15 protein-coding genes are annotated in these 19,138 nt (G+C 63.9%); 7 read left to right on the top strand and 8 right to left on the bottom strand.

Annotation, left to right across the window (positions count from 1 at the left end; translation table 11 throughout):
• Nucleotides 1-32: 32 nt before the first annotated feature.
• From ACTIF2_RS21735 to ACTIF2_RS21705, 7 genes are all read right to left on the bottom strand, one after another.
• A complete protein-coding gene (locus ACTIF2_RS21735) occupies nt 33-1,034 on the bottom strand; it encodes an NAD-dependent epimerase/dehydratase family protein (RefSeq protein ID WP_439499208.1) in 1,002 nt (333 codons plus the stop codon).
• A gap of 379 nt (nt 1,035-1,413) precedes the next feature.
• Nucleotides 1,414-2,775 (bottom strand): right-handed parallel beta-helix repeat-containing protein, encoded by a 1,362-nt coding sequence (locus ACTIF2_RS21730; RefSeq protein WP_439499207.1) that lies wholly within the window; start codon nt 2,773-2,775, stop codon nt 1,414-1,416.
• Nucleotides 2,776-2,942: 167 nt separating this feature from the next.
• The gene (locus ACTIF2_RS21725) at nt 2,943-4,157 is read right to left on the bottom strand and encodes a glycosyltransferase family 2 protein (RefSeq protein WP_439499206.1); all 1,215 of its coding nucleotides are present in this window, start codon (nt 4,155-4,157) and stop codon (nt 2,943-2,945) included.
• 124 nt (nt 4,158-4,281) lie between these two features.
• Nucleotides 4,282-5,418: a glycosyltransferase gene (locus ACTIF2_RS21720; protein ID WP_439499205.1), complete on the bottom strand. Its 1,137-nt coding sequence runs from the start codon at nt 5,416-5,418 to the stop codon at nt 4,282-4,284.
• Nucleotides 5,419-5,498: 80 nt separating this feature from the next.
• Complete coding sequence (locus ACTIF2_RS21715) at nt 5,499-7,232, bottom strand: lipopolysaccharide biosynthesis protein (protein WP_439499204.1); 1,734 nt, start codon at nt 7,230-7,232, stop codon at nt 5,499-5,501.
• Nucleotides 7,233-7,236: 4 nt separating this feature from the next.
• Complete coding sequence (locus ACTIF2_RS21710) at nt 7,237-8,682, bottom strand: O-antigen ligase family protein (RefSeq protein ID WP_439499203.1); 1,446 nt, start codon at nt 8,680-8,682, stop codon at nt 7,237-7,239.
• Complete coding sequence (locus ACTIF2_RS21705; protein WP_439499202.1) at nt 8,679-9,944, bottom strand: glycosyltransferase family 4 protein; 1,266 nt, start codon at nt 9,942-9,944, stop codon at nt 8,679-8,681. The genes ACTIF2_RS21710 and ACTIF2_RS21705 overlap by 4 nt, the downstream gene beginning before the upstream one ends.
• A gap of 220 nt (nt 9,945-10,164) precedes the next feature.
• Here ACTIF2_RS21705 and asnB point away from each other — a divergent pair, with 220 nt between their 5' ends.
• Together asnB and ACTIF2_RS21695 are read left to right on the top strand one after the other, a co-directional pair.
• Nucleotides 10,165-12,114 carry an asparagine synthase (glutamine-hydrolyzing) gene (gene asnB, locus ACTIF2_RS21700; RefSeq protein WP_439499201.1) on the top strand — a complete coding sequence of 650 codons (1,950 nt, stop codon included), beginning with the start codon at nt 10,165-10,167 and terminating at the stop codon, nt 12,112-12,114.
• Between the two features lie 269 nt (nt 12,115-12,383).
• A complete protein-coding gene (locus ACTIF2_RS21695; RefSeq protein ID WP_439499200.1) occupies nt 12,384-13,040 on the top strand; it encodes a Crp/Fnr family transcriptional regulator in 657 nt (218 codons plus the stop codon).
• Nucleotides 13,041-13,280: 240 nt separating this feature from the next.
• On the opposite strand, the gene hpaI is transcribed toward ACTIF2_RS21695, so the two are convergent.
• Entirely contained in the window at nt 13,281-14,048 is a 768-nt protein-coding gene (gene hpaI, locus ACTIF2_RS21690) for a 4-hydroxy-2-oxoheptanedioate aldolase (protein ID WP_439499199.1), read from the bottom strand.
• Between the two features lie 321 nt (nt 14,049-14,369).
• On the opposite strand from hpaI, the gene ACTIF2_RS21685 reads away from it, so the two are divergent.
• The 5 genes from ACTIF2_RS21685 to ACTIF2_RS21665 all read left to right on the top strand — a co-directional run bounded on the left by ACTIF2_RS21685 (nt 14,370) and on the right by ACTIF2_RS21665 (nt 19,137).
• Complete coding sequence (locus ACTIF2_RS21685; RefSeq protein WP_439499198.1) at nt 14,370-15,026, top strand: TetR/AcrR family transcriptional regulator; 657 nt, start codon at nt 14,370-14,372, stop codon at nt 15,024-15,026.
• Between the two features lie 112 nt (nt 15,027-15,138).
• Nucleotides 15,139-16,020 (top strand): TauD/TfdA dioxygenase family protein, encoded by an 882-nt coding sequence (locus ACTIF2_RS21680; protein WP_439499197.1) that lies wholly within the window; start codon nt 15,139-15,141, stop codon nt 16,018-16,020.
• 92 nt (nt 16,021-16,112) lie between these two features.
• Nucleotides 16,113-16,994: a carbohydrate ABC transporter permease gene (locus tag ACTIF2_RS21675; RefSeq protein WP_439499196.1), complete on the top strand. Its 882-nt coding sequence runs from the start codon at nt 16,113-16,115 to the stop codon at nt 16,992-16,994.
• Nucleotides 16,984-17,817 (top strand): carbohydrate ABC transporter permease, encoded by an 834-nt coding sequence (locus ACTIF2_RS21670; RefSeq protein ID WP_439499195.1) that lies wholly within the window; start codon nt 16,984-16,986, stop codon nt 17,815-17,817. The genes ACTIF2_RS21675 and ACTIF2_RS21670 overlap by 11 nt, the downstream gene beginning before the upstream one ends.
• 30 nt (nt 17,818-17,847) lie before the next feature.
• A complete protein-coding gene (locus tag ACTIF2_RS21665) occupies nt 17,848-19,137 on the top strand; it encodes an ABC transporter substrate-binding protein (protein WP_439499194.1) in 1,290 nt (429 codons plus the stop codon).
• Nucleotide 19,138: the final 1 nt, after the last annotated feature.

Here is a 19,138-nt window from a genome sequence, read left to right as displayed (position 1 = left end):
GTATTCTTCGAACCAAAATCCTATATCAAATATTATATAGTGAATATAAAAACAGGTAGCAAATCACTAAGAATGCTAAAACCAGTTGTAATCTGTGTAATTATAGCAATCTTGTATGCACCCATTCTCCTTGTAAAGCTATCAATCGTTGCCTGTATCCCATCTCTAAATTTAGTTTGTGCTCGCCATCCTAGCTTAATTCGTGCCAATTCAGTGTCGGCTGGCTCCTCACGCTCCTGAACGCGATCTTCTATAGCCCCAAATCTGAGGAGGTCAGGTCGCCCCATCAACTCTCCAATTAACTCGATGCAATCCCGCAGTCGCATCAATGATCCGGTGCCGATATCAACTGGATCGGCACTCGTCCATGGTCGGGATCCGACACGGAGGAATGCGTCGATAACATCATCAACATACACCCAGTCCAGAACCCTATCGGCACTGCCGAGCTCAGCCAATTGCCCATCCCGCAATTGATTGATGACATAGGGGAAAACTTTATAATCCTTTTGCCGCGGGCCATAGACCATCATAAGACGAAGAATGGACACTTCTAGATCACTGAGGGCGGAAATCATCCTTGCATAAGATGTGCTTGCTGCCTTGGCTGCGGCATAAGGAGAGCAGGGAAATTTATCATCCCTGCCAGGTTCCTCAAATGATCCCGCTATAACTACATGAATACCGCCAAAGTTAGAGGCTTCAAGAAGGACATTTGTTGTTGCTATTACATCATTTTGCAGGCTACCTGGAATAAGGGTCACATCGCGCCCACCCTTGCTGTCGCTGGTAAGCTGATATATGATTTCAGGTCTATATCGATTGAGAATTCTTTCGACATCTATCTTTTTGCTTGCGTCGCATTCGTCCCAGATCGTATTTTTTGATGTCAAAAGTTGTCGATTTCTAATATTGCGGGATACGCATACAACATTTGCCCCATGAAGGGCCAATTTTGATGCAAGATGCGATCCGATAAAGCCGGTCGCTCCAATAACAAGAGTATTCTTGCCGTTTATGTCGACGTGTTTCACTGTTTGGCTCCTCGTCTGAGGATTTTTAGCAACCTGCGAAGAATTTATTATACCTTAGGTTCGGGGTCAGATTGCTTGGCCGACCCGCGTTCCTTCATCGATTTGCCCATGCGGGCGAGGCTTTCCGTCAGGCCGTCATCCTCGACAATGAACCGCGCCAGCTCACCCGCGGATCGTCGACGCGCGGCACGCTATCGACAGAGCGATATACGCCTCGATCCGCGTCATTTGGCGTTCGCTCAGCAAAAACAAATCACCCAATCCAGCGTCCTCCAGGCACCGTGAATCATCTCTCAAACGAAATTCGTAGGTCCTAAGTCTAGGCTTAGGCTGAAGACCGGCGTGCCCGGCCGCGAAAGGCCACCTCTTGCAAGCGAACCTACAACGGAACCGAGCCTGGTCCCGTCTTCCGCAGGTTTGACCCGGGGGCCAACCGGAGAAACGCCGTTTCGGGCAAGGATCCGTCCGCCATCCGTCGACCGGTCGCAGTAGCGTCGGAGAGAGAGATGAAGCTTGCCGGGGAGACGGGAGGCGATTGCGTCCAGGAATTGTTCCGGTCGGTATTCTCGGCCGCAACCCGCGCCTCACGGCCGGCCGGTTGAAACGCGACATTGCCCGTCAGCACGTGTCCCGCCGGCGTCGGAAAGTAGAAATCATATGTCCAGGTCTCCGACGGGCGTCCGTTCTCGTCCTTGCTGCGGCAATTGTCGTAGGCGGTGCAATTCACGACCGTGTTGGCAATCGTGGCGGAATTATCCGTGAAGCCGTTCAGAACGTTGCCCCAGGCGTAGCAGTCGGTCACGGTATGTCCGCCGGAGGTTCCGCTGGCGTTGCCCTTCGCCGCTTGCCGTTGACCGCCCAGCTTGAAGCCGTTCCCTTCGCCCTTGCCCTGCGATCCATCAGCAAGGAAGCCGTTCTTCCAAGCCCAACAGCGGCTCAGCACGACGGGCGCGGGCACGGTATTGTCGTTCACGTTGAACAGATCGAAGCCGTCGTCGGAATTCTGCCAGGCACGGCAGCCTCTCAGCGCGTTGCCGGTCGAAGCCGGGCCCCAAGGGCTGATCTGAAATCCGTCCGCGTTGCCCTGCTCGAGATCGACGTTGAAGTAGCTGTCGCAGTTCACCAGCAGATTGCCGGTTGCGTAGCCGAACAGCGAGAAGCCTTTGCCCTCCGATCCATTCCAGCCATTGCCATGGATTCTGAGGTTCTCAAAAATATTGCCGTGCGACCCTTCGTCGAGCGACTGCCCACCATCGAGGATGACGCCCCCCATTGGTCCATTGCGGATGTCCAGGCCTTTGATGATGATGTGGGACACGTTGTAGAGCGATAATACGTAGCCCCCCGCATCGGTCGGGCTGTTGAAGCTATCCCTGGCCGAGGCCAGGCCGGAACCATTCAGGATGACGGCTTCGGCGGCGTGGTTCCGGATCGTGATGGGCTTTTCGGATGTCCCGGAATGGCCCGTGAGATGGATGCCCGAGGGGCCCGTGAGATCATAGGTCCCGCCGCGCAGAAAGATCGTGGCGCCGGGCCGGGCGGCCGAATAGGCCTTTTGCAAGGTCGCCCAAGGCGAGCCGATCGAGCCATTGCCAGCAACGTCGTCCCCGGTCGGCGCGACGTAGTAGGATGTTTCGTCGGCGCTCAGGGCGGAGCGCGCCGCCAAGCCAGTGGAAGCCAGCAGTCCCATACCCGCGCTTCGGATAAGTGAACGGCGCGATAGTACGTCGAGGCGCTTCATGGCGGTTGGCTCCACGTTCTTGCCTGTCACAGCAACTGCTAGAGCCGGATGACTTCAGTTGGAATCGCTTTGCGGTTCCAACTGAAGTCTGAATCCGTCTCTCACCAATAGGTTAGAGCAGGATCAATGCGAAAAACCGGTTCCCACTTTTTCGCATCCTGCTCTAGTCACATGCCCGTCTGGCGCGCGGAGCTCTTGACGCTCGTCAACACCGGCCGTGCGGTCTTCCGGTCAGGGCTCGTCGGAGCCGACACGGCCGCGGTCGCGCTACAGACCGGCTCATTCGCGCGATCGTCCTGCTGGGATGCGGGTGCCCTTGCCCGGCTCATTCGGCCGAACGCGCCCCGAACGAACCCCCAGCTCGTTCCCAATCCATAGCTGAGATGGAGCGTCGCCAGCACCGCTGGAAGGAGTGCGACGTGACGGGCCGGCTCGTCGCGGGCTGCAAGCAGCACCGACAGGAGCAGAACGGCCGCGTAGCCGAGCAGGGCTGCCTTTGCGACGAGCAGCGCCGGCGGAGAAACCAACGAGAGCAAGGCCGGCAGGACCACAAGCAGGACCAGGCCGAGCGGCGCGAAGTGCCGCATCGTCACAGCTCCCGAGCTGCCGAGGGCTGCCCGCGCGACCCCCACGCCATTGGCGAAATACTGCCGCCACAAGCCCCCCAAGGTATGCCGTGGCTGATAGAGGGCGCGAATGTCGGGCGACAGGTAGAGCCCGTAGCCGAGGCTGCGAACACGGGCGTTGAAATCATTGTCTTCGGCCCGGTGAAGATCCTCGCGCAGCGGTCCGACCCGATCGACGACGTGCCTCCAATAGCAGCCGTTCCAGACCGTATCCGCCCAGCCCTCCGCCCCGTCCTTGCGAAACTTCGCAACCCCGACCCCGAACGGGCTTCTATGCGCGCTCACGATGGCGCGGCCGACGAGCGTCCCGCTCTCGGCCGGACGCGCGATCGCGCCCACGCCCGCAGCTCCCGTTCGCAACAGGCTTTCCACGCTCTTGCGCACCACGTCAGGCTCGAAGCGGGCATGAGCGTCGAGGCGTATGACCACATCGCCAGTCGCCTGGCCGAAGGCCAGATTGATGCCCGCTGCAGTCTGCCCCTTGCTGTTGCGCAAGACACGAAACGTCGGGTTCCGACCGTCCAGGTCGAGCAAGGTCTCGTATGTTCCGTCTTTCGAGCAACCGTCGACGAAGAAGATCTCGACGATCCGATCGTAATCCTGGGCGATGATGTCGCTGACGAGCTGCTCCAGCCCCGAAGCTTCATTGTAGGTCGGCACCACCACGCTGACCGTCGGGCGCGCCGGAACGATCCCGCCGGGATAGTCCTGGAGGGCCGACCGATAGCTATGTTCTCTGCCGAGCGATTTCCTCACGGACGTCCTCCAAGATTCGGTCGCGATTGGCTTCGAGCGTATTGTCGCGCATCAGAGCGCGCCCACGTTTCCTGAGCCGCTCTCGCAATTCGGCATCGCGGACGCAAAGCGATTCCAACTGAAGTCATCCGGCTCTAGCGTCGCACAAGGCCCAAAGCTGCTGGGCGATGGCGCGGGGACCGTGCCGGAGCATGACGGCGGAACGTGCGCGTTCGCCGACCTGGCGACGAAGCTCGCAATCCGTGGCCAGACGAACCACATGCCGTGCGAGATCGTCTGCGTCGCGATCCGCAATGAAGCCAGTTTCTCCATGCTCGATCAGATCGGCGACGGCGTTGACCCGGGTGACGACCGACGGCACGCTCGCCGACATGGCCTCCAGCACGACATTGGGCATGCCTTCGTGATCGGATGACAGCAGGAGGATATCCGCGGCAGAAATCAGCTCCCGAGCGTCGGGGATCGCGCCGATGAATCGCACCGCCTCATTCAGGTTCGACTGCGCGACCTGGCGCTCGAGATCCTGAAGGCAGCCGAAATCCTTGCCAGCGACAACTGCCACCGCGGGGACTTCCTTGCGCGCCTTCTCGATGACCTGGACGAAGCGATCGAACCGCTTCTGCCTTACAAGGCGGCCAACGCCCACCACGAGGACCACGTCATCTCCAATGCCGAGCCGCGCGCGCCACGTCGCGCGCCAGACGGCGATCTGATCGATGGCTGGCGGTTCGACGCCGTTGGGAATGTAGACCGGCTTCGGGCGCGCGGCTTTTCTCAGCGCGATCTCGTCGTAGGTTTCCCTGGAGTTGCACACGGCGAGCGATATCGCCGAAAGGCTCGCCCAGGCCCAGGCTGTCCTGAGGCGAGCGGGCAGATCAGCGAACAGGGCGTTCCGGAAGGAGCCGATGCGCCAAACGTCCAGGCCCAGAAGGGCCAGGCCGAACGGGTTCGTGTAGGACGACCACGAGAAGAAGTACCTGGTGCCCTGAGCCGCACAGGCGGCACGGAGCTGACGCATCTTCGCGAGCCGGCCCCCCGTGAGGAGCCGTACCGGGATGCCGAGGGCGCGGATATGCTCTTCCCAGAACCCGAGCTCGCCAGACACGTAGACGACCGGAGCCCAGCGCGTGCGGTCGCAATGGCTCAGAAACATGAAGAGCTGGCGTTCGCTGCCGCCTTGCGACAGCTGGCCGATCAGCACCGCGACCGGCTCGGGCCGGCCCTCGGGCCTTTCGCGAGGCCTGTCCGCCGCGTCCGGCATCGTGCTGCCCCGCGACGCCGGCGGCTGGAAGCGGTGCACTGACGCTGTGTGCCCCAGGGCTCGTGTCCTCGGCTCGGAGCTCACGACGCGCTTCTCCTCGCAAAGGCGCTCGACACCAGCGCGCGATCGGCCTTTGTCATCAGGATGAAGTAGGCGAACGCGCCATAAGCGAGGGAGATCACGGCCGCGAAAAAGGCCAGCGACGGCCAGTCGGTCGGCCACCACAGCGCACGCAGGATTCGGCCGAGCGCGGCCACGCCAGCCATTGCCAACAGGCCGATGGCGAGGTGGCCAATGAAGGCGTACCAGCGAAGCCCCAGCAAGACGGCGCTACGGCTCGACACGAAGAGCACGTTCCGCACGGTCCAGACGAGCGCCGCGGCTGCCGGGACGCCGACGAGGCCCCAACCGGCCCGCACGAGCGCGATCGCCAAGACAACGTTCGCCGCGCCGAGAACGAGCGTCACGAGGCCCTGGATTTTGACCTCGTTATAGGCCGTCAGCACGTAGGAGAGAGGCCGCGTGGCCAGATTGATGGTCAGAGGCGCGACGAGAAGGATCAGAATGGTTTCGAGATCGGCGAAAGCCGGGCCGAGCCAAAGCGCCAGCAGCGGCGCACCCATGCCGCAGAGAAGGCCGATTGGCAGGGCAAGTGCAACGGCGAGAAGCCTGACGGAGCGCCTTGCCAGATCCTGAAGGGCTTGTCTGGCGCCTGTCGCGTAATGCGCCATGATGGCTGGGCTCAGCACCGGGAGAACGGCTTCCCCCATGGTGTAGATCAGCACTGGAAACAGTAAGACGGAAGCATAGCGACCTGTCGCTTCAGGTCCCAACAGTTTATTCACGATGACGACATCGACCTGCATGATGAACAGAAGGCCGATGACGTTGATCGCAGACCAGCCGCCGAGGCCAATGAGAGGACGAAATCGCGCGCGCTCGATCAGGCGAGGGTTGATCGAGAGCTCAGGCGTCAGTTTCCTCCACAGGAGGACTTCCCCTGCCAGACCGACGGTGGCCGCCACGATGAGGCCAATCCCGACATGGACGAGACTTGGGGATTCGACGGCGAAGAGAAGCGCCACGACGCCGATCCTGCACAACGCGACCAAGGACCGGACGATGTTGCGCAAATCGAACCGATGACGGATGAGGCTCGACACGCCGAAAACCCCGCCGACGAGCGCAGCCATTGCCGCCACGCCAATCGCAGCCAGCAGGAACCTGGTTGCCGCAACCAGGTCCGGCGGGACCTGGAACATCAGCGGCAACAAGTAGATGGTGGCGCCGATCGGGACGAGCAACACGCAGCAGCCGTAGACGGCCAGGATCAGTGCGCTGTTGAACGTCCGGTTCGCCGACGCGACGTTGCCTTGGCTGAGGTCGATCCCCAGGTAGCGGAAGACGGACCCATTCAGGCTATCGGTCACGATCGCTAGATAGAGGACCAGAGAATTGACGAGCGACAGCATTCCATAGGCGGCCAGCCCGAGGTTGCTCAGCAAGAACGGGACATACCAGACCATCAGCCCGGCATTGAGCGAGATGAAGCCGAAGCTGCTCAGGACGTTCAGGGAGAATCGGCGGCTTCCCGAATGATCCTCCGGGCCTGTTCGCGTCGGAGCTGCGGCGGCGTCGAGCGATGTCGAGCCGACCCCGCCGCGCTGATCGTGGTGCAAGGCTGCGGTCCAACGCTCTGACGAGCCCGTGTCGACCGGCAGCAACCGCTTCAGCTCGCCGCTGTCGCGTGGCTTCTCGCAGCAGGCGCGACCGGAGATGCTCGGATCGCCGTGGGCGGACGCGCGCGTCAGCACGGCGCTAACCGGCCGCATGGCCGACGCTCGCCGGTGATCGATTCCAGGACGGTGCCTCCCCCGACCGCCGCTCCGCGACAGGCTCCCGGGCCTGTGCCGTTGCGATCAGCGATGGGGCGAGAAGCAGCACCAGAACCACGAGGAGACTGGTGTGGTTCTCGAGCCCTCCCGATTTGATCCAGGCCATCACATAAGCGACGGTGATGCCCGGTATGATGGCGTAGTAGGCGTTCGGCATCTCCCGGCTGGCCGTCCAAGCGGCGCGAAATCTGACGAAACTCAGAATTGCCGATGCCAAAATGGCGACATAGATGAGCAGGCCGAAGAGCCCCGTCTCAATGGCAACTTCGAGGAAGGGCTGATGGCTCGGCAAGTCGAGCCGGTGGTTGGACTCTGTGGTCAGCGCAGCCAGATAGGGGTGCAGCGCGAACGGACCGTTGCCGATGCCGACTCCGGTCGCGGGATAATCGCGGAGGAGCTGAAGGCTCGCCCACCACAGCACCTCTCGCCCGCCGAACTCCCCACCCTGTTCCTCGGCGAACCGATTGGAAATCGTCTCGAAAAGGAACGGCGCGGCGACCGCGATGCAGAGAAGGAGGGCGAGACCGACGATCCCCCATGTCCGGGTCGACTTTCCAAACAGGAAGGCGACCAGCAACAGCAGGACCGCGAGCGAGCTGCCGCGCGATCCGCTCAGCGCCGTGCCGAGCAGAACGCAGAGGAGGAACACGACGCTCAGGACCATCATGACGATCCGCCGCGGGCCTGACGAACGCAGAACAGGCCACAGGACGCCGGGAAGCGTCGTGATGAGCATCAAGCCAAAAACATTCTCGTTGGTCTCGAAGACTTTCAATCTCTGCCCGAACTCATAGCCTCCGAAGAAGATGGTATAGATTGCGCATGCAACAAGCAGCCAACCCATGAGACTCAACATCTTCATGAATCTGTCGAGCGCATCAACCGACCTGAGTTGATTGATGATCGTGAGCAAGAGAATAAAGCTGATCGTCCAGGACACCAGCTTGCGGCGCGCCTCGATCAGGTCCGGCGCCCAAAGCAACGTCACCACGCCCCACAAGATGTAGAGCAGGACGAGCAGGCAGGTAGCGTTCCACCGGATCGGTCCCGGTCGGCCCATCGCCTGAGCCGTCCCGGCACCCAGAGCCGCCAGGACGGCCCCATTCGCCGCAAGCGTGTAAGTGGTCTCGTCGAAACGAAGGTCGCCGGGCGGAAGGAGTATCAGGAACCAGGCGATCAACGTCGCCGTGAACGGTCGCTGCAGCAGAAGCAGTCCCAGCGTCCCGGCCACGGCCATGCCAATGAGCAGCAGAGGCGCCAGCGGATCCTTGAGAAAGAGGAGCCCGACGATGACGAGTGCCAACAAAGCCATCCCGGCTGCGAGAGTGCCGAACATCGCGCCCCGTCCCGCCAGGATTCCGGCGCTCATGGCGTTGCGTCCTGCAACCGAGCGGTTCCGTCGATGGGGGCGCTCACCGGCCGGCCCAGAGCTGCCGATTCCAGCATGTCGCAGACCGTCGGCATGTTGTGGCGGCGCCTCACATAGTCCAGCGCGCGTTCGCCCATCTCGCGATTCAGGGTGCCGTTCTTCGTGAGCAGGTGCAGATCGCTCAGCAAACCCGCTTCCGTCCGGCTGATCCGCCCCAGCCCCTGCGTTTCGATCACCTGTCCCGGGTCGACCGAGAGCGACAGCACCGGAACGCCGGCGCTCCAGGCCTCCAGCATCGTGTTGGGAAAGCCTTCCGCGTCGGATGTATTGACCAGGACCTTGCTGCCCTCGAGGAGCGCGATGATTTCAGCGGCTTGCCTCGGGCCCAGGAAGGCGACGTTGCTCAGCGAGCGCATCTTGCGTTCGAGATCCGACCGCATCGCGCGGGGGAAGGTCGGATCGAACCCGCCAACGACGCTGAAACGGAGATCCGGGCAGGATTCGGCGAGGTCGAGGAACCGTTCAAAACGCTTCTCGGGGCGGATCTGCGCAATCCAGAGGGCGTCGATCTGGGTGCCCTCCAGGGGCCGAGGCCGGGACGCGAAGGACCTCAGGAGGTTCGGCACGGGGAAGGCGCGCCCTCGTAGCCGATGCGAGAGCCGGGTCCGTTGCCCCTCATGCTGGATCGCGATCGCATCCGCGCCGTGCAGCCCGAGCGCATAGAGCGGATTATGGAGCCACGGCCGATGCCCATAGGTGGACCAGGGCTTGCAGTGATCGTCATGCGCGAGCGCATAGACGAAGCGGGTTCGGCTGCGGAAACGGCTCATCAGCCTCACCAGCCAGAGAAAATCGTCGGGCAGGCGCGCATAGAGAACGGTGGGCGAAACGTCCTTCAATGCCCGCCACAGCCGCGCCGCGCTCGAAGGCCTGCGCCATGAGGGCGCGGCATCGAGACAGAGAACGCCCGCGATGGTCGCTGGCGGCGAGCGCCCCTCCCCATCGCCATAGATCAGGCTGACCTCGTGTCCGAGCCGCGCCATGGCGGCCGCGAGATGAGCCACTTGCGCCTCCGCGCCGCCCGACATGCGCGTATCCCCGCCCAGCACCCTCACGGAGCGGTGGCCGGGCGAGTAGAAGCACCACCGTATCCGCCGATCGGCGGACTTGAATTGGCCCTCGGTTTCCGTGGACGCAGAGGAGTTGCGCATGGCGGTCGCTCGGCTGGCCGCGGCTCTGGACGCAATCGTGGCTTCAAGCATGATCCGGACTGCTCCTGGCTCGCAATTGCGGACGCGGACGGGGGTCGATGCCCGCCCTGGCACGATTGCGCGCATTGGCACCCAAGCTGACGGGGTTCCGCATCGCAGAGTTGACGTGCGTCATATCCAAATCACCGTCCAGGCTGCCTGATCGCCGGACCGAGAGTGCCGACGATTGGCGTGCGTGGCGCGTCGGCAGGAAATATCGAGGCAATCACCGATGTGCGGCATTTGCGGATGGTTCGGACGACGTCCTCAGGAGGCGCATGAGGCCACCTTACGGATGGTCGAACAGCTGCGTCATCGCGGTCCCGACGATGCCGGGATCGAGAGCGGGGACGGCTGGGAGCTCGGTTTCCGGCGCCTCAGCATCCTCGATCTCAGCCCGTCGGGGCATCAGCCGATGCGAAGCGAGGACGGGCGTTATTGGCTGGCCTTCAACGGCGAGATCTACAACTATCTTGAGCTTCGCAAGGATCTGGAGCGCGTCGGAGAGCGCTTCCGAAGTGGTTCCGACACGGAGGTCCTGCTTCGGCTGCTGATGCGGTCGGGCGCGGACGCGCTTCCGCTGCTGAACGGAATGTTCGCGCTCGCGTTCGTGGACACCGAGGCGCGCAGCTTCGTGCTGGCTCGGGACCGGCTGGGCGTGAAGCCGCTCTATTACACCGTCACTGACGGCTGCCTCCGTTTCGCGTCCGAGCTGAAGGCGCTTGTCGCCGAGCCGAATGCCCATCGGCGCGTCGACAGCAACGCCGTCGTTCAATACCTGGCCCTCGGCTATCTGCCGTGCGAGACCTGCATTTTCGAGGGCCACGGCAAGCTGCCGCCGGGCCATGCCCTCTCGGGATCCCTAGACCGGCCGGAAGCCGCGTATCCGACGCCCTACTGGAGCCTGGAGCTCAACGACGATCCCGGCCGCCGGCTCATCACGCCGGCGGAACTGGACCAGCTCGAAAGCCTGCTGCTCGACGCCGTCCGCATCCGTCTTCGCAGCGACGTTCCGGTCGGTCTCTTTCTCTCGGGCGGCCTCGATAGCGGGCTGGTTGCGGCCATGGCGGCAAAGTCCGAGGTGGCGCCGCTCGCCCTCACGATCGGCTTTGCGGAGGAGGGTTGGGACGAGAGCAAGCTCGCCTCGGCCACTGCGAACCATGTGGGATTGCAGCACCGCATCATCCCGCAGCGGTCCGGCGGGCTCGCCGACGTGGACCGCCTGTCCTGGTTTTTCGATGAGCCCTTCGGCGATCCCTCTGCGCTGCCCTTCTTCACGCTCTGCGAGGCGGCGGCCGGGCACGCCACGGTGTTCCTGTCCGGAGATGGCGGCGACGAGACGTTCGCGGGCTATCGCCGCTACATCGAGGCCGTAAACCGCGCCGGCGTGATCAGGGCCGCCGGACGGGTGGGGGGCACGCTTCGGACGGCAAGCCGGCTTCTGCCACAAGGCTCGCTCGCCCGCTTCCGACTCTCGAAGCTCGCCCTGCCTGACCATGGCTGTGCGGCCGCGTTCGATGAAATGCCCGACGATCCGGTATTGGACGGCATCATTCATCCGGACCTCCGGCCCAGCATGCGAATTGCGAGCAGGCCGATGTGGGAGAGATGGCAAAGAAGTAGCGGTGCCGGCGTGACGACCCGCCAGCAGCGGCTGGATTACGGGCTCTATCTGCCCGACGACGTGCTGGTGAAGGTCGACCGGGCCTCCATGGCGCATTCCATCGAGGTTCGTTCACCGTTTCTGGATGTCAGGCTGGTCGAGTGGGCAGCGCGGCTTCCGCGCTCGGCGCTTCTCAATCGCACACATGGGAAACTGCCGCTCAGGGCGCTCGGCCCCCGACTGCTTCCGGCGGCGACCCTCCAGGCCGAAAAGCGCGGCTTCGGCGTGCCGTTGGATGATTGGTTCCGAAGCCCGGCGGGCCGGGAGATGGTCCAAGACCGGCTCCTCGCTCCCGAAAGCCGGGCAAATCGGTACTGGAACGTGCCAGGGGTCGAGCGGATATTGGGGCTTCACGGGGCCAGCCGAGGTCGCGGCTTCGGCTTGATCCTCTGGCGGCTGCTCATGCTCGACGCCTGGTCCCGCCATTACGCGAACGCCCCCCAGGGTTGGCAGGCCTCGTCGACACCAAGCGGCTCACGCGTGAGCGAACGCGCTCGGCGCCCGGCCTATAGCTCGTAGATTGCTCATGCGAGGGATGCCGAGGCGGACTCCAAGCCTCTCGTTCCACGCTCCGTCGCCGTACAGCTTCGTGAGCGGACCTTCAGCAGGGGAACAGGCCGCGGCAGGCGAGCACTGCTGAATAGCCATCCGTACCCTATGCCCCGTCGGGGGGCCCGGCCGCTACTACCTGTTGTCTACCTCGGAAGCCCAGTCGAGAACCGCCACGGCAAGGATATGATGTCGTTGCGGTATTGATGTTAAACAGTTGCGGGATTGAGGTTAGACAAATGTTGCTAACGCTCGACAGCTCACAGCACGCAAATTTTTCTGGAGTTTTAGCTACAAAAAGCCTGATCCGGCCACCGGCTCGAGATCCTCGACTCAGGCTCGTTCCCGGCAATGTCGTTCTTTTCTGGCAAGACGAGCACCTGCCCCACGCCATCGAAGTGGTCGACGGTGCGATCCGGGCAGTTCGGCTCTGGAGCGACGGCACTCGCCAGATCGTGACATTCTTCTGGCCCGGAAGCATCATCGCGCCTGCGGCCTTGCAGCGTTACACCGCTGAAACCTTGACGCGATGCACCTTGCGGCCCCGCGAGGATGTTGTCGCGCCTGAACCGTGCGGCACCGATCAGGCTCTTCAAGCTTCCCTCCGCCTTTTGGCTGCGACGGGAAAAAAGAGTGCGACGTGCCGAATGGCTTGGTTCTTGCTCCAGATCCGCGAACATCTTCCGCGGGATCCTGTGCTTCAAAATGCCTCTCGTATCGTTATTCCACGCAACGATATCGCAGATTACCTCGGAATGACGTTGGAAACAGCGTGTCGGACGCTCGCTGCATTTCGAGCGCAAGGTTTAATCGATCTGCCGACCCGTAAAACGATTTGTTATCTTAACATTCCTCGCTTGATGCGGATTGCCTCGCTGCAGTCGGAAAGCTGCTAGAGCAGGATGCGAAAACGTGGGAGCCCGGTTTTTCGCATTGATCCTGCTCTAACTTAATAGTGAGAGACGGATTCAGACTTCAGTTGAAACCGCAAAGCGATTCCAACTGAAGTCATCCGGCTCCTAGAGCTGATTCGGGCAGCCGATAACCGATGGTTGGTGCTCAAGCCCTGACGGCAGCATAGTCGAGCTAGTGCCTGCCGGGTGCGCCGTCCCTCTATGGAGGTTGGCAGAGGCCTCTCAGCCGCGTCCGAACTGGCGCGCCAGGGTCTCGCTGGCGCGAACCAGCATGGCCGCGTCGACACCGACCGCGGTGAAGAGCGTGCCGAGCTCGATGCAGCGCGTGGCGAAGGCGTTGTCCGGCGTCAGGATTCCGGCCGGCTTGCCGCAGGCCCGGATCCGGCCGATCGCCTGCTCGATCAGCGCCTTGACCTCGGGGTGGCCGGGCTCGCCGACATGGCCGAGGCTGGCGGCAAGGTCGGCCGGGCCGATGAAGACGCCGTCGACGCCCTCGACCCCGGCGATCGCCTCCAGGTTGTCGAGCGCTTCCTGCGTCTCGATCTGGACCAGCAGGCAGAGTTCCTGGTGGGCGCGCTTGCCGTAATCGGCGACCCGCCCGAAGCGCGTCGCACGCGTCACGCCCGAGACGCCGCGAATGCCCGCGGGCGGATAGCGCATCGCCGCGACCGCGGCCTGCGCCTCCGCCGCGTTCTGGACATAGGGGATCAGCAGGGTCTGCGCGCCGAAATCGAGCAGGCGCTTGATCAGGACGGCATCGTTGCTGGCCGGCCTGACCACGGCCGATACGGGGTAGGGCGCGACGGCCTGGAGCTGCGTCAGCACAGTCAACGGATCGCCCGGCGAATGCTCGGTGTCGAACAGCAGCCAGTCGAAGCCGGAGCCTGCGACCGCCTCGGCGGCATAGGCCCCGGGCAGGCTGCACCACAAGCCGATTTGCGGGCGGCCCTCGCGCAGCGCGCGCTTGAAGGCGTTCTCGGGGAGCTGCATCGGGTCCAAGTCCTCGTCGTTCGGGCCCGAGCTCGGAGAGGCGCGGCAGCCGGCGCGGGATCATCGACCGAAGCTCGCGCTCACGGCAACCCGTGATGGCGCAACCCGCGGCCACACGCGAGGCAGGGCAGGGATGGCAGCTCGTCCGCCTGCAGTTGCCTTGAAGACGGCTCTCGGCCTAGAGCCATCTGCGGGCCGCGAGCGGCACTCGGAGCGGGATGCGAAAAAACGGGAACCGGCTTTTCGCATTGATCCTGCCCTAACCTATTGTCGAGAGACGGATTCAGCATCTGAATGCATCCGGCTCTGGAGGAGCTTGGCTTGACGCAGACGGCTTCCAGCGGGGTGGGCGAGGGCGCCAGCACGCGCGACCGGATCAAGGCGATCGCCGCCGAACTCTATGTCCTGCGCGGGCATGACGGCTTCAGCTTCGGCGACATCGCCGCCGTGATCGGCACGACGCGGGCCAATATCCATCATCATTTCGGCAGCAAGCGGCTGCTGATGGACGAGCTCGTGGCGGATATCTCGGCCGATGCCCAGGCCCGGATCGAGCAGCACTGGACCGCGGGCCGCCATTCGCTGGGCCAGCGCCTCTCGTTCCAGCTCGACGACCTGCGCCGCTTCTACGACCGGTACAATCCGGAGCCGGACGACCGCCATGTCTGGAGCCCGCTCTCGCGTCTCAGGCACGACCTCGCGACGCTCGGCGAGATCGCGGTCAAGGCCCTGGAAAAGGTCAACCGCACCTATGACCGCGCGCTCGACCACGCGGTGCGGACGGCGATCGCGGAGGGCGAGCTCAGCAGCGATGCGCCCGTCGAGGCTATCGTGCGGATCTTCCGCGCAACCCTGCTGTCCTGCCCGCCGATGACGCAGGATGCCGGCAGTTTCCTGGAGGTCGAGCGGCTGTTCGCGGCCCTGGACGAGACCGTGCTGAAGGCCTGGTCCGGCGAGACGGCGCGCGCGCGCCACTGATTCGAACTGGAGGAGTGAAAAAGCCATTGACCGGCGCTCGCGTTCATGGTGACTTACTTATGAGTAAGTAAGTCACGGCGCAGATCGCAACGGGTCACCAGGAGGACCGCTCATGAAAAGCGTTCAGGACTACAAGCGTTTCGAGGTTCGGCCGTTCACCGGCGCGATGGGCGCCGAGATCATCGGCGTCGACCTGAGGACGGCACCGGAGGACGTGTTTCGCGACGTCGTCCGCGCGCTGCACGAGTTCCATGCCCTGGCGGTGCGCGGGCAGGATCTCGACACGCCGAGCATGCAGAAGGTGGCGCGCCGCTTCGGCCCGTTCAGCGGCAATCCGGTCCATACCGGGCTCGAAGGCTATGAGGACATCGTCCGCTTCGTGCGCGAGCCCGACGATACCGGCAAGGTGATCGGCGAGGACTGGCACATGGACCTGGCCTGGCTGCCCAAGCCGCCGGGCATCACCATGCTCTATGCCGAGGAAATCCCGCCGGTCGGCGGCGACACCTGCTTCGCGAGCCTCGAGAAGGCCTATCAGTCGCTCTCGCCGAAGATGGTCGCCACCCTGGAGACCCTGACGGGCATCCATAGCGGCCGCGGCGTCTTCGCCATCAACGCCTCGCAGAAGCGCCTCGGCGTCAGCAAGGATGTCGAGGCGATCGAGAACGCGGCCGTCGAGCACCCGGTGATCTGCCAGCATCCGACCACCGGCAAGCGCTACGTCTTCGTCTCCAGCGTGCTCACCCATTTCAAGGGCATGACCGAGGAGGAGAGCAAGCCGCTGATCGCGTTCCTGATGGCGCGCGCCACGCGTCCGGAATTCCACTGCCGCCTGCGCTGGGAGAAGAACACGCTCGGCATGTGGAACAATCCCTATGTGCTGCACACCGCGATCAACGATTATCCGGGCTATCGCCGGGTGATGTACCGCACCACGATCGAAGGCGCGGTGCCGATGGCCGCGACCCCGGCTTCGGCCTCGCGCGCGGCCTGAGCGCTGCCGCCCACTCCTGACGCCGCCCGAGCCGGGCGGCGTCCGCGCCAATAAGATTCCACCGCCGCCAAGGCGGGGAGACAGGGAGGAGAATGGAGCGTCAGCCACGAGGACTGGCGGGGGCGACCCTGCCTTTCATCGCGCCCGTGCACGTGATGGTGCTGGGCGTGATCGTGATTCCTGCGTTCTTCGTGCTCTGGCTGAGCTTTCAGTCCTCGACCTTCGGCCAGTCGGCCCGCTTCGTCGGGCTGGAGAACTATGTCCGCGTCCTCGGCGATCCGTATTTCTGGCGCTCGCTGCTCAACACCGTCATCGTCGTCGCGGTCGCGGTGCATCTCGAGATGCTGGTCGGGCTCGGCATGGCGCTGCTCTTTGCCGGCGGCCTGCCGATGCGGCGCCTGCTGCTGGTGGTGGTGCTCGCGCCCTATGCGATCAGCGAGGTGACCGCGGTCGCGATGTGGCGCTTCCTGTTCGATCCCGATGTCGGCCCGGTCACGGCGGCGGTTTCCTGGCTGGGGCTGCCGCCGCTCGACTGGACCTTCGTGCCGTCGCACGGGCTGGTGCTGATCGGGCTGCTCACCATCTGGCTGCACCTGCCCTTCACCTTCATCATCCTCTATGCGGCGCGGCTCGCGATCCCCAAGGAGCTCTACGAGGCGGGGCGGACCGACGGCGCCTCGCTCTGGCAGCTCTTCCGCCATGTCACCCTGCCGATGCTGGCGCCGGCGATCCTGATCGCCATGCTGTTCCGCTACATCTTCGCCTTCCGGCTGTTCTCGGAGGTCTGGCTGATGACCCAGGGCGGCCCGGCGCGCGAGACCGAGGTCGTGGCGGTCTACCTCTATCTCGAGGCCTTCCGGTACAATTCCTTCGGCAGCGCGGCGGCGACCGCCTGGATCATGGTCGCGATCTCGCTGCTGCTGGCGACGGGCTATATCTGGCGCCTGAGGAAGGAGACCGCCCATGCGGCCTGAACGTCTCCTCATCGGTCTCGGCAAGGCGGCCGCGGTCGGCCTGATCGTGCTCTGGTCGGTCTTCCCGATCGCCTTCATCGTGCTGTCGTCGTTCAAGCCGGGGCGCGACATCTTCGCGGTGCCGCCCAAGCTCGTCTTCACGCCGACCTTCGCGCATTACCTCAACCTCTGGGAGCGCTGGGGCAGCTTCTTCACCGGCTTAGTGAACAGCCTGATCGTCACCGTCGGCGCGACCGTGCTGGCGGTCGCGGTGAGCGCGCTCGCCGGCTTCACCTATTCGCGCTACCGCAGCCGTTTCCTCGCCGGCTCGATCTTCTTCCTGATCTGCATCCGCCTGATCCCGCCGATCGTGGTGACGTTGCCGCTGTTCCCGATGGTCAACTGGCTCGGGCTGAACGATACGCATCTCGTCCTGATCCTGCTCTACGCCACCTTCTTCGTCTCGCTCGGCACGGTGCTGATGCGGACCTTCATCGACCAGATCCCGCGCGAGCTCGATGAGGCGGCGACGATCGACGGCGCCGGCCGGCTGACCCTGCTCGTGCGGGTGATCCTGCCGCTGGCAGCGCCCGGCATGCTGGCCGTCGCCGTCTTCGTCGTCGTCTATGCCTGGAACGAGTTCCTCTTCGCCTTCATCTTCACCGCGACCAAGGCCAAGACTGCGCCCTTCGTGCTGTCCGAGATGATTAGCTCGGTCGACGGGGTCGATTGGGGCGTGCTCTTCGCCGGCGCCACGGTGCAGCTCATCCCGGTTCTGCTCTTCGTGATCTTCATGAACCGGTTTCTCGTCGCCGGCCTCACCGCCGGCGCCACAAAAGGGTGACGAATGTCGCCGCATCCCAGGGAGAACGCCATGACCTCGTACCTGAATCGACGCCGTTTCCTCGCTGCGGCAGGCGCCGGCAGCGCATCCCTGGCCCTGGGCGGGCCGGCTCTCGCGCAGGAGAAGACGCTCAACATCCTGTCGCATCTCGTGCACCAGAACGTCCTGACCAAGGGGGCGGCCGGTGACGTGATCGCGCCCTGGCGCGAGGCGCAGAAGGTCAAGCTCGCCTGGACCACGCTCGACAGCAATCCGCTGCAGGACCGGCTGTTCCGCGAGGCGAGCCTGAACGCGACCGAGTTCAATGTCGGCTATGTCATCGACAACCGCATGACCGGCGACGTCGCCAAGCTGTTCACGCCGCTCGACGAGATGCAGAAGGCCGACCCGATCGAGGCCTTCGACGATATCGCGCCGGGCCTGACCAAGGCGATGACGGTCGGCGGCAAGCTCGTCGGCATCCCGGTGCGGCACGCGACCCAGGCGCTGTTCTACAACGAGGCGCTGCTCAAGGAGGCCGGCCTCGCGGCGCCACCGAAGACGTTGGAGGAGCTGGTCAAGCAGGCCAAGAAGCTGACCTTCACCTCGGCCGCCGGCACGCCGGTTTCCGGCATGGTGCTGGCGAGCGATCTCTCCGTCTTTCCGGTGATGTTCGCGCGCGCCTTCGGCGGCGATTTCATCACGCTCGACTTCAAGCTGATGCCGAACCGGGAGGCGATGCAGAAGGGGCTCGCGGTGCTGGCCGATCTCTTCGCCGCCAAGGCCCTGCCGCGCAGCTACGCGACGACGCGCAATGACGACATGGTGACCTGGATGCAGCAGGGCAGGGCCGCCTTCTGCGTCCTGCCCTTCGCCCGCTACGCCCAGCTCAACAATGCCGAGCAGTCGCAATTCGCCGGCAAGATCAAGGCCGTCGCCTTCCCGGGCTCGGCGACGGTGCCCGGTGGCGCGGGCATGAGCGCGGTCGTCGAATCCTGGGCGATGTCCATTCCCGTCAACGCCAAGGAGAAGGAACTGGCCTGGAGCTTCATCAAGGCGGTGTCGAGCAAGGCGATGACGCTCGGCATGGCGCGCAACGGCAACGGCCCGGTCCGGATCTCGACCTATGCCGAGCCGAGCTTCGCCTCGTCGCAGCCGCTCGCCACGATCGAATCCGAGGTGCTGGCCAAGGCGCGCCCGGCTTTCCCCGCCTTCCCGGAGGCCGTGCGGGCCCAGGCCGTCTTCCTCGAGGAGGTGCAGCTCGCCGTGCTCGGCCGCAAGACACCGCAGGATGCGGTCAAGGCCATCGCCGAGCGGGTCCAGCCCCTGTTGCCGGCCTGAA

This window comes from Allobosea sp., assembly GCF_051860145.1.
GTDB lineage: Bacteria > Pseudomonadota > Alphaproteobacteria > Rhizobiales > Beijerinckiaceae > Allobosea.
The sequence above is the reverse complement of the archived record's forward strand: the minus strand, read 5'-3'. Positions and strand labels throughout refer to the sequence as shown.

Coding starts and splice junctions, on each gene's coding strand:
- ACTIF2_RS21730 (WP_439499207.1), bottom strand. CDS start 2,775: ATGAAGCGCCTCGACGTACTATCGCGCCGTTCACTTATCCGAAGCGCG.
- ACTIF2_RS21720 (WP_439499205.1), bottom strand. CDS start 5,418: ATGCCGGACGCGGCGGACAGGCCTCGCGAAAGGCCCGAGGGCCGGCCC.
- ACTIF2_RS21710 (WP_439499203.1), bottom strand. CDS start 8,682: ATGAGCGCCGGAATCCTGGCGGGACGGGGCGCGATGTTCGGCACTCTC.
- ACTIF2_RS21705 (WP_439499202.1), bottom strand. CDS start 9,944: ATGCTTGAAGCCACGATTGCGTCCAGAGCCGCGGCCAGCCGAGCGACC.
- asnB (WP_439499201.1), top strand. CDS start 10,165: ATGTGCGGCATTTGCGGATGGTTCGGACGACGTCCTCAGGAGGCGCAT.
- ACTIF2_RS21695 (WP_439499200.1), top strand. CDS start 12,384: ATGTTGCTAACGCTCGACAGCTCACAGCACGCAAATTTTTCTGGAGTT.
- hpaI (WP_439499199.1), bottom strand. CDS start 14,048: ATGCAGCTCCCCGAGAACGCCTTCAAGCGCGCGCTGCGCGAGGGCCGC.
- ACTIF2_RS21680 (WP_439499197.1), top strand. CDS start 15,139: ATGAAAAGCGTTCAGGACTACAAGCGTTTCGAGGTTCGGCCGTTCACC.
- ACTIF2_RS21675 (WP_439499196.1), top strand. CDS start 16,113: ATGGAGCGTCAGCCACGAGGACTGGCGGGGGCGACCCTGCCTTTCATC.
- ACTIF2_RS21670 (WP_439499195.1), top strand. CDS start 16,984: ATGCGGCCTGAACGTCTCCTCATCGGTCTCGGCAAGGCGGCCGCGGTC.
- ACTIF2_RS21665 (WP_439499194.1), top strand. CDS start 17,848: ATGACCTCGTACCTGAATCGACGCCGTTTCCTCGCTGCGGCAGGCGCC.